Raw genomic sequence first — 16,563 nt, 5'->3', positions numbered from 1 at the left:
GGTTCTTCTATGGTTTCCAGAATAATCTCTACCGGCTTTTCTATCGAAACGACAGTCTGGATTTCAGATTCCACTGGAAGAATATTTTCGGCTTCCATTATTACAGGGGCCTCTTCTTCTGTTTCCATCTGTACAGGCTCTGCTTCAACCGGACTCTCAATAAACGATTCTTCTTCGACGGCAGCGTCAATGGCGGGTGTTAATTCTTCTGCCAAAATTATTTGCTCTTCCGTTACAACAGGAGCCTCCATTTCAACGATTGGTTCTGCTGCTTCAACGGGAGATTCAGAGATGGCTTCAACAACAGGTGCTTCTTCTATAATTTCAATAGGCTTAGGCAGATCGTCGGCAGGGGTAAGTTCAGCTTCGCCTCTTCGATAGTAGTAAATTACGCCGAATGCTTTGCAACTCTCCATGCGCGAAAAAGGAGGCAATTCGTTGAAAAATCCCTCTATCTGATTCCAGATATCAACAATAAGATCATCAACCGGCTGGCGTAATACGTTTACTTTGTCGGCATAACGAGCTGTGTTTTGCTGTAAGAACAGCTGATTGTCCCGATATTCTTTGAATATATCGTAGTGAACTTTAACTTTGGCAATCGCCGGGTTATAAAGAGGAACTCCACCAGCTTTCATTCGTAGGGCTTCCCCTTCGATAATATTTTGTCCCCATTCAATCAATGACTCCGAGCTGACCATGTCAGGAACGGAAAAATCTTCGGGATCAAGATGGTACAGTTTTTTGTATTCTTTTTTGATTTCGCTTCGCTGAACAGCCAGATTAAGCACTTGAATGAAATGCGAAATGTAAAGGCGGGCATTGCGAAATATCTGCTGAAAATCTTTATTTGAATTGACCTGATTGTCATAGGTTTGTTTGTACAAACCCATTGCCTGTTCAAATTTTTGCAATAACACTTTAGCTTCATGCTGAGTCTTGTACGAGATCACAAGCTGTAAATGCTGTCGATCTGACTCGTCAAGCGCTGTACGTAGTGCTCGTACTCTGGCTTGGTCTGTGTTAGGCAATCTTCTGTAGGGCATAGTCAAAAGGGTATATAGTTCAAACTACAAGGCATATTAGGATTCTCGTTGCATTAATCGACTGGCATAATTTTGCAGAACTTCTTTTCTCTGTTCGGGGCAACTGACCGAACGAAGCGCATGGAGGGCTTTCTGGTAATAGCAGTCCATCTCTTCCTGACAAATTTGTTTTATGTTTAGCCGATTATAAATATCAGTAACCGCTTTAATTTTTTCCTGCGGATTTGCATCCGGAATGGTTAGCCATTTTTCGAGCTCTTTTCTTGAGGAATCATCTGCTACATTAAAAGCAGAAATCAACAGAAACGTTTTTTTATTGCAAAGGATATCTCCACCGATGTTTTTACCGAATTTTTCCACGTCACCGTATACGTCCAAGAAATCGTCTTGCAGCTGAAATGCTAATCCGAGATTGATACCAAATTCGTATAAGAGAGAAGCGTCGGTAGTATTTGCATTTCCGACAAGGGCTCCCATTTTTAGGCTACAAGCGAGTAATACGGCCGTCTTCAGACGTATCATTTCTATATATTCCGGCAAAGAAACATTGTTGCGATGTTCGAAATCCATGTCAAATTGCTGTCCTTCGCAAACTTCTATAGCGGTTTGAGAGAACAAGTCCAATATTTCTTTTAATTTGGACTGCGGAGCCTGTGCTACGTGTCGGTAAGCATCAATCTGCATAGCGTCACCGGAAAGGATAGCAACATTGTCGCACCATTTTTTGTGAGCTGTCTGGTGGCCCCGGCGCATATCGGCTTTGTCCATTATGTCGTCATGCAACAAAGTGAAATTGTGAAAAACTTCCAAGCCAATGGCAGGTTCAACTGCAGATTCTATCTCTTCGGAGAAGAGATTACAAGCCAAAAGTGCAAATGCCGGACGAATCCGTTTCCCTCCAAGAGCCAATACATACCGGATAGGTTCATATAACCTCTCCGGAGAGGCCGGATAGTGAAGGTTGCTAATGCGCTTGTTAATAATATCTTGAGCTTCGTTAACTTGTAGCATTCCAAAATAACAAATTGATAAAGCGAATGTACAAGAAAAAAATGAAAAAAACATCAGAAAAAGAAGAAAAAATAACATTTTCTTTAGCAGGTTTTTTAAAATCGGGAAAGTTTCCGTCTTCAATAAAAAAAATAGTTTTCTCTTTTTGTAAACAATGTGTATATTTGTTCTTGTTAACTTTAATCTAAAAGAGAAGAAAATGTTAGTAAAAACCTTCGGAGCTGCCGTGCATGGTATCAATGCCACTATCGTAACTATTGAGGTAAATGTGTCTCGTGGCATACGTTTCTTTTTGGTTGGACTGCCTGATAATGCGGTGAAAGAGAGTCAACAACGAATTATTTCTGCTCTGCAGGTAAACAATATTGAGTTCCCCCGTTATCAGATTGTGATTAACATGGCGCCTGCCGATATACGTAAAGAAGGTTCTGCATATGACCTTCCGCTTGCAATAGGAATACTGGCTGCTGCAAAAACAATTCAGAACGACGAGTTGGAAAAATATCTCATCATGGGTGAACTGTCGCTTGACGGAACGGTCCAACCGGTAAAGGGAATACTTCCCATTGCAATTAAAGCCCGTGAAGAAGGTTTTAAAGGAATGATTGTCCCAAAAGCGAATGCACGTGAAGCTGCGGTTGTCAATAATCTGGACGTGTATGGAGCAGAAAACATTACCGAAGTGATCGATTTCTTCAACGGGAATAAGCATTTGGAGCTTGTTACGGTTGATACACGACAGGAATTCTTCGATAATATTGGTCATTTTGAAGCTGATTTCTCGGATGTGAAGGGGCAGGAGAGTGTAAAGCGGGCGATAGAGGTTGCTGCCGCCGGTGGACACAATCTGATTATGGTTGGGCCCCCGGGCGCCGGTAAATCCATGATGGCAAAGCGCATTCCGTCAATTCTTCCCCCTCTTACCTTGCATGAGGCTCTTGAAACCACTAAAATTCATTCGGTAGCAGGCAAAATGTCAGGCAATACCTCTCTTTTGGCTCAAAGGCCCTTTCGTAATCCACACCATACCATTTCCGATGTCGCCCTCGTTGGCGGCGGAACTTTTCCTCAGCCCGGCGAAATATCGCTGGCGCATAATGGCGTTTTATTTCTTGATGAACTTCCAGAGTTTAAAAGAACGGTTCTGGAGGTTATGAGACAGCCGTTAGAGGATAGGAAAATATGTATCTCCCGGGCGAAATTCGCCATTGAATATCCTGCCAGTTTTATGCTGGTTTCCTCCATGAATCCTTGTCCCTGCGGATACCATAACCATCCGGAGAGGGAATGTGTTTGTTCTCCCGGAATGGTACAGAAATACCTTGGCCGTATTTCCGGCCCGCTGCTTGACCGAATTGATATTCACATCGAGATAGTACCGGTTCCGTTTGATAAACTGGCGGAAGAGTCAACGCCCGAACCTAGTTCTACGATTCGTGAACGGGTGATCAAAGCGCGTTTGATACAGGAGGAACGGTTTGCCGAAAGTAAAGGTGTATATTGTAATGCCCAAATGAGTTCAAAGCAACTGCGAACCTACGCAACACCCGATGTGGCAGGATCTGCATTGCTCAAGAATGCAATGCAAAGGCTTAACCTTTCTGCCAGAGCATACGATCGGATATTGAAAGTGTCGCGTACAATCGCTGACCTTGGAGCCTGTGAGAAAGTAGAGGTTCAGCATATTGCCGAAGCTATTAATTATCGTAACCTTGACAGAGATGGATGGGGTGGATAAACGAAGAAGCGGATTGTCAATGTTGGCAATCCGCTTCTTCGTTTTGAAAAGTATCTCTTATCGCAGACGATCAAGCGATCGTACCAGCTTTTCATCGTTTTGAATTCCCCGTATAGCCAGGAAAGTGAATACCATATTGATGGCCGGAAGCGAAGCTGCCAGATGGTATCCCCATCGTGAAGGCAGACCAAGTCTTGCGTCGGCAAACCACATAAAAGCAAGCATTGTTACATAATAAACATCGATCAAAAGAAAGTTTACAATGTTCAGTCTTATTTGTAGCTTGCGTTTTTTATACAGAAAGATGGAAGCAAAAGCAACCAGAGGAATGAGAGCTGCGATTAAAGTCAATGGCCACGTATTGATGTGTAAAGCATCGATAGGAGGAGTCGCAGAAAAGCCTTTGTAAGACAGGTCGAAAACATTTGCCGAAGTTGCGATGAACGAAACCGGAGAGAAAACTACGATTGTCGATAAAATGGCAACAAGCAGCAAATATACAGTTTGAATACGTTGAATCATTTGTTTTTTAATTATTTGATTAGCGTTGTTTTTTCCAGTTCAAATCGCGCACTTTGTAAATGCGCTCTATAATTTCCACAATTTTCAGACCCTCTCGAAGGCTGGTTGTTATAGTGTCATTTCCAGTCAATGTATCAACAACATTTCCAATTACATAATGATGGTTTTGCGCCGAACCTTTGTAAGGACCGTAATCGTTAGGCGGGTTGCAAGGGTTGAGCTCCGGCATATCGTAATCCTTAACATGACAATAAACAACTTCATTCATGTATTGTCCTGCAACTTTTACAGTCCCTTTTGAACCTATGATGGTAATGCTGCTTTCGAAATTGTTATCCCAAATAGCAGTCGAATAGTTGAGTACTCCCATTCCTCCTTTTACAAAGTCGAAGAGTACAACCCCGCTATCCTCAAAGTCAGTAAGCAATTGATGATTGAAATCGTGAAAATTACCCTTTATGTTGGTTATGTCCCCAAACAACCAATACATTATGTCAATAAAATGAGAGAACTGCGTAAAAAGAGTTCCCCCGTCTAATCGTGCATCACCATGCCAGTCGTCCGGACGATAATAACGATCGTCTCTGTTCCAGAAGCAGTTTAGTTGGACAAGGTAGATATCTCCAAGAACTTTCTCATCAACCATTTGCTTTAACCAAACCGAAGGTGGCGAATAACGGTTTTGCATTACGCAAAACACGTCACGGGACACTTCTTGTGACTTATTCAGAATGATTTCAGCGTCATTCTTGGTTAATGCTACCGGTTTTTCAATCACCACATGGCGATGAGTATCCAGTGCTTTTATGGCATAGTCTGCATGATAACCGTTCGGAGTACAGATGTTGACGACATCTATGTCAAGGCTGGAGTGCAAAAGGTCATCTATGGATGAAAAAAAAGGTTCCGGAGAATCTTTCAGTTGTAATGTCTCCTTCGGAAGGACATCGCACAGGGCAACCAGCTCGGCTCTCTCGTCACGACGGATCATTTCCGCGTGTCGTTTGCCGATATGCCCTTGTCCTACGACAGCAAACTTAATTTTTTCAGTCATTATTGGTTAGTTTTAATCACGCTATTCTTGCGAAGCACATACTTTTCCCCACTTTCAGGGCACAAAGCCACTCCATTCGTATCAAAATGCAATTTGTGCCCATATTCACTCACCCATCCGGTTTGACGCGCAGGATTTCCCATTACCAGCGCATAGGGTTGAATGTCTTTGGTGATAACAGAGCCGGCTCCAATCATGGCAAATGTCCCGATTGTGATTCCGCATACCACTGTCGCGTTAGCACCAATACTTGCCCCTTTGCAGACTTTGGTTGCAAGATACTGATTTTTTCGGTTAACAGCACTACGGGGGTTGATCACATTGGTAAATACAACCGAGGGTCCCAGAAAGACATCGTCTTCGCAAGTTACACCAGTATAGACCGATACGTTATTTTGCACCTTTACATTATTGCCAAGTACAACAAGGGGCGAAATTACCACATTTTGTCCAATATTACAATTACTTCCGACGATGGCACCAGACATTATATGTGAAAAGTGCCATATTTTTGTGCCGTCGCCAATCTGGCAACCTTCATCTATAATCGCTGTTTGGTGTGCAAAATAATTCATGGGCATGATTTTAATTGTCAAATTCTCCGGTGATTTCTTATATTCTGTTTGCCGACAGACCTTCTTTGACCTTCTTAGTAATAAAAGTGAGTTGTTCTTCATCCAGCTCCGTATGCATCGGAAGAGAAAGAACGCATGATGAAAGTGTTTCTGTTACAGGGCAATTTTCAGCTCTGCAACGTTCATTCTTGTAGGCTTTTTGCAAATGAAGAGGTACCGGATAATATATCATTGAAGGAATACCTGCGTTGTTCAGCCATTTTTGAAGCGCATCCCGGTTAATCCTGTCTAGAATCAGCGTGTATTGATGAAAAACGTGCGTGGAATACGGATTCCTTTTGGGAATCGACACCTCGTCGCATATTTCTAATTCGCGATCATAAAAATCAGCAGCAGCTTGTCGTGCTGCATTGTATTCGTCAAGATGTTTTAGCTTTACCTCAAGAATCGCGGCCTGAATGCTATCGAGGCGGGAATTGACACCTACCTGATCGTGATAATAACGAACTGTCATCCCGTGATTGGCAATCGATCTGATTTTAGCAGCCAACTCATCGTTGTTTGTAAAAATAGCTCCTCCATCACCAAAACAGCCAAGATTTTTTGACGGGAAAAAAGAGGTGCAACCGACATCTCCCATACATCCGGAACTCATTTTACGTCCGTCTGAAAATGTATATACAGATCCTATTGATTGACACGCATCTTCGATGATGAAAAGGTTAAAATCTTGTGCAATAGCCAGAATAGCTTCCATGTTCGCATTCTGTCCGAAGAGATGCACAGGAACAATTACTTTCGTTTTTGGCGTAATGGCTTGCTTTATAGCTTCGACGGAAATGCAAAAATCAGTATCTACATCTACAAAAACAGGTGTAAGTCCCAATAGTGCAGCTACTTCTGCAGTCGCTACAAAAGTAAACGAAGGAACTATTACTTCATCGCCGGGCTTGAGCCCGAGAGCCATCATCGAAATCTGCAAAGCGTCGGTGCCGTTTCCTACCGGGATAACATGTTTGACGCCCAGATAAGTTTCCAGTTGTCGCTGAAAATCATTTACTTTGCCACTTTTGATAAATGCAGTGGAATCTATAACCTCCTGAATGCCCTGGTTCACCTCAGTTTTGATTTTTTCATATTGACCTTTAAGGTCAACCATCTGAATGGTATTCATATTCATTTAATTGGATTGTCTTACAGGCCAACTCTTAATCCCAGCGTGAAGGTGAGATTCTTGCCCTGTAGATATTCGGGTGTATACATGGAGAGATAGCCACTTGCGTTCGATCTGTATTCCCCGTATGTTTTGGCTCCCGTTGCGTTGTGTCCCTCTATGTTGCTTGAATCGATGTTGAACAGAAGGAATAAATTGTTGATTACTTCGTAGTTGGCACTGAATGAGATTGTTTTGTTAGTCCATACTTGGTCTTTCATGAAAGGCTGAGATATTATTTTCAATATATCCTTGTGGATATAGTCGTATTCATTGCCATGACTGGCCGACAAAAATGACCCTTGCAGGAATAGTCCCCTGACAGGGCGACATGTCAGCGCCAGATACATCTCCTGCGAGTTGTCCCATAAATAACTACCAAGGGTATATCCGCTTGATGTGTAATCGATAGCCGGTATAAAATGTTTGTAAGTACAAATGTTATTACGTGTCCATTCTGCTATTAGTGACCAGTCTTTGAAGGGATAATTACTCAAGCGGCCACCCAGTTTCCATGAAATTGGATTGGTTTCAGGATTGGAGGATTTCAGCCGTTTAACGGAAAATTCATCGATATACATCGACAGAAACAAATGCAGGTGGTTGATGTTGCGCGAACTGATATTCAGAAACATCTGAGAGTTTTGGTTCTCAGAACCCATTGTCAACGTGTGGTCTATCGATTTGTAAAAAGCCAGGGGTAGTAAATAAGCCAGTTGTATGTTTCGTTCTGCATAAATAATTGAATTTCCGAAGGAGATGTTAAGTCCGGTCATGGGCTTAAATGTCAGCATGTTGGCAGCAATGTATTTGTTGCGGTAACGATACGACTTCTCTCCTGTATTTTGGATGTAGTAATCGGTAGAGTCAATTACGTTGGACGTGAGCCATCCATGGAAGAAATTCAGTTCCACCCATTTGAAAGGATAAAGATTTAATGCCAGAAAAGGGAAAGAAGGGGTGTTGCCGGACAAAATATTCGATCCATGATAATTGTCGCCCCACTGAATATGATCTTTGGCATAACCAATATTTCCCCAGTCCCAGGAGTAATATACTCCCGCGCGCATTTCGCTAAAATCGCCTCCGGCATTGGTTCCGTTTGCTACCTTATATGCAGCACCGGGAGCCTGAGTCAGATATGACGGCAACCTCATCAACGTATCTTTGGAGGTGTAAGGGCTTTTTATTTTGGCATATTTCTCACCTTTCGAAAGCAGTTCACCACTCTGCGAGTTATCCCTCAGGCTGGCATACAACGTGAAATGCTTCCCCAGTTGGGTCATTAATTCGGCTCCTACCGTTCGTTGCGATATAGTCCCATTTTTGTTCCTCAGAATGTCGCCTCCCAAAACAGGAGTCATTCGTATCCACATATCGCCGGAGCGATAAAATACGCCGGGATGCCACAACGATACCTTTGTGGAAGGTTCGTCAACTACGTCAAAGCGGGTGAAGGGGAGTTTGCCTGTTTCAAGAGAGTAGTCGTTCAGATAAAAGGAGACGTCAGCTCGTTGCCGCTTTGAAAGTAAGGAGTCCTGAGCGGAAGCTTCTTGCAATTTTGAAGCGATAAATGTGCGACTATAAGGTTTTACAGCTGAGTTGATTTGGATGATACCGTCATTGGCCAACTCGTCAAGGAGATCATAAAGAGATGAATAGGACTGGTGTTGAGGAATGTTTTGAGCTGATATTCCAACAGCGGATAATGCCACGATTAAGAGGATCAGTAGTCTTTTCATCGAGAATAATTTAAAGTTAAACATTCAGGAACTGCTCAAAATCAACTCCGTAGTTATTTGCTACGTACTTTTTTGAAAAGAATGTTGAAAAGAATAGTTGCAAGGTACTGCAAATCTGTAAAAAACAGACCTTGATTTTCACAAGCATCCAAATATTTTTTTTCAGAAGCTTGTATTTCCTCTAATGATTTTGGCATATCGGCATAAAATGGAGGCAGCAAACCAGGCTTATGGCGAACTCGTTGTTGTTGTAAGTCTTCCGAATAGAGAGAAAAATATTGCTTGCTTAAAGGTCGGACTCCAACCAATTTCATATTTCCTTTAAGAAGATTTGCCAGCATTGGCAATTCATCCAGCCAGTATCGTCTCAAAAAATGACCTAATGTTGTGATTCTGAAATCATGTTGAAATTTTCCACCTTCTCTCAGGTTGTTCTTTTGAAATACATATCCCTGTAAATAAGAGGAATAAGGATACATCGTTCTTATTTTGTAAACTTTAAACAACTCCTTGTTTTTGCCAATCCGCTCCAGTGCCAGCAAAAAACTATAATGTGCCGACTCAATTCGTAACGGTTCTTTCTTTTTTCTGGCAATAAAATAAGAGAGACCTCCTATTTGAATTTCGTGGGCTATCTCAAAACCGCAAAAATAAGCTCTTCCAAATACTTCAGCTATTGATAATGCCCTGCCTTTTCCTGCCGTAATCCAGAAATATAATTCGCGGGTAAGGTTTAACTTTGGCAAAATCCTGAAAATGAAAAAGTCACGTAAATATATTATTACTCGGAAAAGTTTGTTCTTGCCTCCTAAAATTCTTTTTTTACGCTGTTGCAGCGCTTCAAAGCACCCGACAAAAGTACCCCCATACGGTAGTCGTTCGTTGATGGTTGCGAAAAATGTGTTTATTTCTCTTATATCGTTAATTTGGTGGAGGTTGATTATGGTGGAGTAGCGGGTTTTAGATACTTTCTCGATGTTGAAACGTTCTGTGGTATTAATTAATAAAGTCGACGATAAAAATAATCCGGCATTATCTTGTAGAAAATCCAGTAGATCCTTTCCCTGGAGCTTCATTATATAGTTGGTCATGAATTCTCTGACCTCGTCATTTACAAATCGAGCTTCCTGGTTGAGGGTGGTTTCGTAGTGAGTTGGATTCGTTTCTAAATTCAATTCGGAGTGCACTTCTGCCTCGTGAAAACCATAATAGACGGAAATGAGAATTGCTTCCACAAAGAATAGCAAAACCGAAAACGAGATAAACGCAACCTTTGAATAATTAAGTTCGGGGAAAATTATAAGTACTAAGAGTCCCGCAATAATAGCTGAGAAGTCTGACTTCAAACAACTTTTTGTTACGTGTTTTAGCCTGCGTTTACGAAAGTTCAGGTACTTCTTAAATGATATACCAAAAAAGACCCACCCGAACAGGAATATGAAAAATGGGAGTGTATATTTTTCGATCGGATGTTGACTGGTAAATGGGAGCAAACCTACTGTGGAATAAAATAAGCAAACAGCAACAATAACATTAATAATCATGTAGATTACCAATGGATTGTTGTGGTGCTTTTTTATTCTGGTTTTCATTCTGTGTAATATTTCCGTTTGAGGAGTCAGAAAATAGCATTTAGACAAGCTAACTCAGAAGTTATCATGTTGCTCATTATGTTGTGAGGCAACCAACTCGTTTTATTTTGCTAATATATCACTTATTTCCCAGAAGCTACCTTCAATGCATCATAAATATTTGAACAAATATTTTCATCTCCGATTTCATTTGCAATGCCGGATCTTCGTAAGGAATTGTGAACTTGCTCGTTAACTCCTGAGAGAATAATCTTTATTTTATGATGGCGTGATAATCGAATGAAACTGTCGAGGTTATGTAAGCCGGTGGAGTCGATAAAAGGTACCTTGCGCATTCTGATAATACGCGCCTTAGGCATTTCGGCAACCTGAGCCACTACTTCGTCAAATTTATTGGCAATTCCGAAAAAGAACGGGCCATTAATTTCGTACACCTCTACACCAGCGGGTATGTCCAGTTTTTCGTCGCTGGCTGTTGATTCCTGATAAACGGACGCTGATACATCGTCAGTGAACACCGTGATATGAGAAGTTTCTGTCAATCGCTTGATAAGCAATAACATTGCTAACAGCAAACCAATGGTGATGGCAATCGTAAGGTCGAAGACAACGGTAAGGCTGAAAGTTACCAGTAATACGGAAACATCAGATTTTGAGTTTTTAAGCAATGAACGGAAAGTTCTCCATTCACTCATGTTGTATGAAACGACAATCAGCACCCCTGCCAGACACGACATAGGAATGTGTTGAGCTAATGGCGACAAGAACAATAAGATGAGCAACAGAACAACCGCGTGAATGATCCCGGCGACAGGTGTACGACCTCCGTTGTTAATGTTGGTCATTGTGCGGGCAATAGCTCCGGTGGCAGGTATTCCTCCAAATAGAGGGGTGACTAAATTCGCAATTCCCTGCCCGATCAGCTCGGTATTTGAGTCGTGCTTGTCTCCGATAACACCATCGGCAACCATGGCAGACAGGAGGGATTCGATGGCTCCCAGCATAGCGATGGTGAAAGCCGGAGGCAAAAGATGCTGTATGGTGGCAAAGTCGAAATGCAGTCCTACCGGTTGTGGCATACTCGCCTGAATTGTGAACCTGTCGCCTATTGTTTCAATGCCCAGATTATAACCCAGATGACGGATTAGCCATGCAACGAAGGTTACCAAAACGATTGCGATAAGGGTTCCCGGTATTTTTTTGGTGATTTTGGTGAAGGATACAATGATCAAAATCGTGATTGCACAGGTCAGGACAGACCAAATGCCAATTCCGGAAAAGTGTTCAAAGTAAACAATCCATTTGTCTATAAAACTCGCAGGAACTTTATCAAGCTGCATTCCGGTGGCGTCTTTTATCTGTGTGGTGAAGATGGTCAGCGCGATACCGCTGGTGAATCCGACAATGACAGGAAAAGGGATGAACTTGATGACATTCCCCAGTTTCAGCAATCCCATTGTGATAAGCAGTGCTCCTGCCATTACAGTGGCAATTGCAAGGCCGGTGATGCCGTATTGCTGAATAATGCCGTAAACAATGACGATAAACGCGCCGGTAGGGCCGCCGATCTGAACTTTGCTGCCACCAAAGAAGGAGATGATGAATCCGGCAATAATAGCTGTGATTAAACCTTTTTCGGGAGAAACGCCCGAAGCAATACCGAATGCAATTGCTAATGGAAGGGCAACAATGCCAACGATGACGCCGGCCATTAAATCTTTGTAGAACTGAGCCTGGTTATAGTTCTTCAGAGTTCCAAAAAGCTTGGGAGAAAAGACCATTTTGTAGATAAAAAAATTTCTTGCAAAATTACGCTAAAATATGCAGGGATGAAACCAAAATAGAAGCCTCTTTGGTTCTATTAGTAAAAAAAATAATTTCAATTGTTTTCACACGCAACAAAGTTGGAATTTTCCTGTTTAAACATGTACAATCAAACCCAACAGGTTTCACAAACGGGGAAGAAATTCGTGAAAATTATCTATTTTTGTCATCTCGTTTCTTCTTGGCTGAAATGCGACAGGTAAAGAAGTTGCGGCATGTACATCTCTTTTATGTGAAGCTTGCATTCTGCTTTCTGCCTATGTTTAATACTACCCACAGAACGAATTTCAGATTGGCATTTATAGCCATTGCATCTGCTATTGCCCTGGTTTCCCTCTTTTTTACCAATAAACTGGTTAGTCAGCTTGCCAATGAAGAGCGTAATAAAGTGGCTGTTTGGGCCGAGGCAACGCGTTTGGCCGCAAGTGCCGATTATCAGTCGGATCTTACGTTGGTGATGCGTGTGTTGGAAAGCAATACCACTATTCCAGTGGTTATCGTGGATGGGAACGACAATTACATAACTTCCCGTAATATCACGGAACCAAGCAAAAATCTGAACGAATTTCGACATTCCTATATCGCCAGCTTCAAAAAAAAGCATCCTCCGATTGAGATTTCAATATCGCCTACGATACGCCAATATATTTATTATGACGATTCGATTCTTATAAAAGAACTGGCCTATTTCCCGTATATTCAGCTGGGGGTTATCGCTCTTTTTATTCTGCTTTCGTTTCTGGCATTTGCCGGTACAAAAAGAGCGGAGCAAAATCAGGTCTGGGTGGGCCTTTCAAAAGAGACGGCGCATCAGTTGGGGACTCCGATTTCTTCATTGATGGCATGGGCAGAGCTGCTAAAAGGGCGTTATCCACAAGATACTCTGTTGCCGGAAATGGAAAACGACATCATGCGGTTGAAGACCATCGCCGAACGTTTTTCAAAAATAGGGTCAAAAACCGAACTTATTCCGATTCCTTTGAATGACGCTTTGGGTGATGCAATTGCGTACATGCGCAAGCGTATTTCCAGTAAAGTTTCCATAGAGGTTGTCAATACCACTAAAGACAACTCGGAGGTATCTCTTAATCTGCCTTTGTTTGAGTGGGTTATTGAAAATCTTTGTAAAAATGCCATTGACGCGATGGATGGCAGCGGATCAATAACTATTACAATGAGCGAACAGGCAAAATATTATGTTATTGATGTTCGGGATACCGGAAAGGGAATGACGAAATCGATGTACAAAATGGTTTTTCATCCCGGATTTACTACAAAAAAACGCGGATGGGGATTGGGACTGTCGCTTGCAAAAAGAATAGTGGAAGAATACCATGAAGGTCGTATCTTTGTAAAACAATCGGAGGTGGGCAAAGGGACAACATTCCGGATTTTGCTCCGAAAGTTTAATTGAGATATAAACAGCTTTTCGTCGGCGTATAAGATTGCCGAATATAAGTCGCGACTAATTCGTGCGGATTATATTTCTATCCAAAAACTAAAAAACAAATAATTATTATAGTATGAAAATTGCATTAATCGGATACGGTAAAATGGGGCATGAGATTGAACAAATTGCCTTGAACAGAGGTCATGAAATTGTTTCAATCATTGATATGGACAATACGGGAGAATTTGACTCGGAGGCATTTCGTAGTGCCGATGTGGCAATTGAGTTCACTCGTCCGGAAGTGGCCATGAGCAATCTTTCCCGTTGTTTTGACGCGCAGGTACCTGTGGTATGTGGTACAACCGGCTGGACAGCGCATCTGGAGGAGGTAAAGAAAGAGATGACTTATAAAAATGCCACACTCTTCTGGGCTTCAAATTTTAGTCTCGGAGTTAATATTTTTGCTGCAGTAAATCGCTATCTGGCCAAAATCATGAATAGTTACCCTGACTATAATGTGAGTATGGTAGAGGTGCATCATACCCAAAAGCTGGATGCACCAAGTGGTACAGCTATTACGCTTGCCGAAGGTATTTTGAACGAGCTCGACCGCAAAAACAACTGGGTCAAAGAAGTAGAAGGTCGTCCTGAAGATCTGGCAATTGTATCAAAGCGAGAAGGTGCAGTTCCGGGTATTCATGAAATCATCTACGAATCAGAAATGGATGTCATTAGTATTAAACATGACGCTAAAACACGCCGTGGATTTGCTCTCGGAGCCGTTCTCGCTGCTGAGTTTACAGCCGGAAAGAAGGGATTTATTACCATGAGTGACCTCTTGCCGTTCTGATAATTGATTGATTTACATCGGAGAACAATTTATTTGAAAAAATAATCCCTAAAAAGCTTGCGCATTCCAAAAAGTTGACCTACCTTTGCACACGCAAAAGCAAGGCTCCGTAGCTCAACTGAATAGAGCATCTGACTACGGATCAGAAGGTTACAGGTTTGAATCCTGTCGGAGTCACAAGCTTTAAGCCAATTTCTTAGTAAATAAGAAGTTGGCTTTTTTTTATGTTCAAATCGAAGGGTCTGGAGGAGGAGGGATTACGGATCACCAACAAAAGTTGAGGGGTGATGGCAGAATCTAAAAAGCCACTAATCTGTTTGATAGATTAGTGGCTTTTTTGTAGTCCCGCCGGGAATCGAACCCGGATTTAAAGTTTAGGAAACTTTCGTTCTATCCATTGAACTACAGGACCGCAGTTTGGGAGTGCAAAAATACAACTATTCTTTAATAAATTCAAACACTCTTATGAGTAAGAATTGTAAACGATTTTTGGTGCGTGTATTGCTCAGAAATAGTCTTTTTGACGTGTAATTATTGATGAGCTTGGATTTGCTTCTTTTGTGAGGGGTATACATTGGTTTCTTGTGTTCTATTCTTGCTCTGGTTTGATTATTGCAGAGGTGGAATGCTTTGTTCAATTTATGAATTCATAAGCTGCAAAATTGTTTTTCGAGGTTGTGTTCTTTTAGATTAGAATAATACTCCCTGTGTTGGTCGGTCTGGATAAATATCGAAAGGAAGAATGAATTGGGGATCTACGCCACATTTTATAAGTCGGGATGTGTGGTGTTTGATATCGGTTTTGTTGTAATAAGAAACTTTCCATAAGCATTTATTGGGTACGTGGTTGGCAATAGTTTTGAAGTAAGGTGCATCGACTGGGGATAGTGAATGTCCGATTATGATGACCTCATTTAAAGAATATAATTTTGACCAAAAATCTTGATTTTGAGCTATGATTTTTTCAACGGGTTTTCGGGTGTGTTTTAGAAATGATTGTACTACAAGTCTTCCCTGTCCCTCTTGATTGTCATCTACGTCATAATTTATATTTGCTTTGTTCATATCGTGCCCAAAAATGAGATTACAGTTTTCTTCCTGGGCGCTTCCATGAATATAATTGATCTGGTCAGGGTGAATATGAAAGTGTCTTTCGAGTGTGTTGGTGTAGTTGAATGAAATAAATAAAGAATCGGGATCGATATCTGGATACTTTCTCGAAAGAGGACGGTTATTCAAGATTTTTATCCAATTAATCATGTGTGTTTTTAATTGGTAAAACATACCAATAGTATAAGATTCAAGCAGGGGTTCATAACTCTCAAGTGCATCCGCATCCCATCCTCCGCTACCTAAAGAATGCAGTACATCACCGATCAATCGGAATTCGTCCAGTTCTGTTAGATTTATTTCAAAAGCATGCCAGAATGCTCCGGTGTAATTGAAATATTCTTCAATTATCTCAAAGCTAAAAGGGTCTGTTTCTTTTATAAACTCTCGAAAATCAGAATAAGAAGAAGGTAGATGATGATAAAGATCGAATCCATTTCCTATGATGTATAATTTCATGCTGGAATTTTATCGCTAGTAGACTTTATTGTGTTTTTTAATTGTTACCTAATCAGAGAGAGTCTGTAAATTCTCCAAACCGCAAAATTACTTATGATTTGTCTTGTTTGTTCTTGGTCTGCTATATTTGTAACTGTATTAGTTTGTGTGATCTGTGATTGATAAATAGGTAATATTTGTGTATTTGGGCATGCGTGTAGGTCAGAGTGTGATTAAAAGGAGAGTTTTGATGAAGGGGTGTAAAATGAAAAAGACTTAAACAGTTATGTTTAAGTCTTTTTTTTTGCTGTGGTGCCACCAGGAATCGAACCGGGGACACAAGGATTTTCAGTCCTTTGCTCTACCAACTGAGCTATGGCACCATCGTTGTTTTGCGGATGCAAAGGTAGGTAAAATAATCGAACGTCCCAAATTATTTTTCAACTTTTTTCTTCTCT

The 16,563-nt window shown here is 41.4% G+C and carries 12 protein-coding genes, 3 tRNA genes and 1 pseudogene; 4 read left to right on the top strand and 12 right to left on the bottom strand.

Annotated features, from left to right (window positions below):
• Positions 1-365 precede the first annotated feature (365 nt).
• A pseudogene (locus PJIAN_RS01355) lies at positions 366-1,046 on the bottom strand (hypothetical protein); the annotation flags it as partial.
• A gap of 36 nt (positions 1,047-1,082) precedes the next feature.
• Positions 1,083-2,057 carry a polyprenyl synthetase family protein gene (locus tag PJIAN_RS01350; protein WP_068701285.1) on the bottom strand — a complete coding sequence of 325 codons (975 nt, stop codon included), beginning with the start codon at positions 2,055-2,057 and terminating at the stop codon, positions 1,083-1,085.
• Between the two features lie 199 nt (positions 2,058-2,256).
• Between PJIAN_RS01350 and PJIAN_RS01345 the strand changes: the two genes are divergently transcribed.
• The gene (locus PJIAN_RS01345) at positions 2,257-3,795 is read left to right on the top strand and encodes a YifB family Mg chelatase-like AAA ATPase (protein ID WP_068701283.1); all 1,539 of its coding nucleotides are present in this window, start codon (positions 2,257-2,259) and stop codon (positions 3,793-3,795) included.
• Positions 3,796-3,852: 57 nt separating this feature from the next.
• Here PJIAN_RS01345 and PJIAN_RS01340 read toward each other — a convergent pair whose 3' ends face one another.
• The 7 genes from PJIAN_RS01340 to PJIAN_RS01310 all read right to left on the bottom strand — a co-directional run bounded on the left by PJIAN_RS01340 (position 3,853) and on the right by PJIAN_RS01310 (position 12,274).
• Positions 3,853-4,317, bottom strand: coding sequence for a DUF4293 domain-containing protein (locus PJIAN_RS01340; protein WP_068701281.1), 465 nt, complete (start codon positions 4,315-4,317; stop codon positions 3,853-3,855).
• 19 nt (positions 4,318-4,336) lie between these two features.
• Entirely contained in the window at positions 4,337-5,371 is a 1,035-nt protein-coding gene (locus PJIAN_RS01335; RefSeq protein WP_068701279.1) for a Gfo/Idh/MocA family protein, read from the bottom strand.
• Positions 5,371-5,946 (bottom strand): acyltransferase, encoded by a 576-nt coding sequence (locus tag PJIAN_RS01330; protein WP_068702665.1) that lies wholly within the window; start codon positions 5,944-5,946, stop codon positions 5,371-5,373. The genes PJIAN_RS01335 and PJIAN_RS01330 overlap by 1 nt, the downstream gene beginning before the upstream one ends.
• A 37-nt stretch (positions 5,947-5,983) precedes the next feature.
• Entirely contained in the window at positions 5,984-7,120 is a 1,137-nt protein-coding gene (locus tag PJIAN_RS01325) for a DegT/DnrJ/EryC1/StrS family aminotransferase (protein ID WP_068702663.1), read from the bottom strand.
• A gap of 20 nt (positions 7,121-7,140) precedes the next feature.
• Positions 7,141-8,901 carry a hypothetical protein gene (locus PJIAN_RS01320; RefSeq protein ID WP_068702661.1) on the bottom strand — a complete coding sequence of 587 codons (1,761 nt, stop codon included), beginning with the start codon at positions 8,899-8,901 and terminating at the stop codon, positions 7,141-7,143.
• 53 nt (positions 8,902-8,954) lie between these two features.
• On the bottom strand, positions 8,955-10,136 hold the full coding sequence (locus PJIAN_RS01315; RefSeq protein WP_172795550.1) for a sugar transferase: 1,182 nt from the start codon (positions 10,134-10,136) through the stop codon (positions 8,955-8,957).
• Positions 10,137-10,615: 479 nt separating this feature from the next.
• Complete coding sequence (locus tag PJIAN_RS01310; RefSeq protein ID WP_068701276.1) at positions 10,616-12,274, bottom strand: SulP family inorganic anion transporter; 1,659 nt, start codon at positions 12,272-12,274, stop codon at positions 10,616-10,618.
• 302 nt (positions 12,275-12,576) lie between these two features.
• Between PJIAN_RS01310 and PJIAN_RS01305 the strand changes: the two genes are divergently transcribed.
• From PJIAN_RS01305 to PJIAN_RS01295, 3 genes are all read left to right on the top strand, one after another.
• Positions 12,577-13,731: a sensor histidine kinase gene (locus tag PJIAN_RS01305; RefSeq protein WP_068702659.1), complete on the top strand. Its 1,155-nt coding sequence runs from the start codon at positions 12,577-12,579 to the stop codon at positions 13,729-13,731.
• 109 nt (positions 13,732-13,840) lie between these two features.
• The gene (dapB, locus tag PJIAN_RS01300) at positions 13,841-14,557 is read left to right on the top strand and encodes a 4-hydroxy-tetrahydrodipicolinate reductase (RefSeq protein WP_068701273.1); all 717 of its coding nucleotides are present in this window, start codon (positions 13,841-13,843) and stop codon (positions 14,555-14,557) included.
• A 103-nt stretch (positions 14,558-14,660) separates the two neighbouring features.
• Positions 14,661-14,734 (top strand) — tRNA-Arg (locus PJIAN_RS01295).
• 163 nt (positions 14,735-14,897) lie between these two features.
• On the opposite strand, the gene PJIAN_RS01290 is transcribed toward PJIAN_RS01295, so the two are convergent.
• The 3 genes from PJIAN_RS01290 to PJIAN_RS01280 all read right to left on the bottom strand — a co-directional run bounded on the left by PJIAN_RS01290 (position 14,898) and on the right by PJIAN_RS01280 (position 16,488).
• Positions 14,898-14,969, bottom strand: a tRNA-Arg gene (locus PJIAN_RS01290).
• A 278-nt stretch (positions 14,970-15,247) separates the two neighbouring features.
• Positions 15,248-16,126, bottom strand: a complete 879-nt coding sequence (locus tag PJIAN_RS01285; protein WP_068701271.1) for a bacteriophage abortive infection AbiH family protein — start codon at positions 16,124-16,126, stop codon at positions 15,248-15,250.
• A 289-nt stretch (positions 16,127-16,415) separates the two neighbouring features.
• Positions 16,416-16,488: transfer RNA gene (locus PJIAN_RS01280), tRNA-Phe, on the bottom strand.
• Positions 16,489-16,563: the final 75 nt, after the last annotated feature.

This window comes from Paludibacter jiangxiensis (assembly GCF_001618385.1).
Classification (GTDB): Bacteria; Bacteroidota; Bacteroidia; order Bacteroidales; family Paludibacteraceae; genus Microbacter; species Microbacter jiangxiensis.
This window is presented reverse-complemented; position numbering and strand designations above follow the sequence as displayed.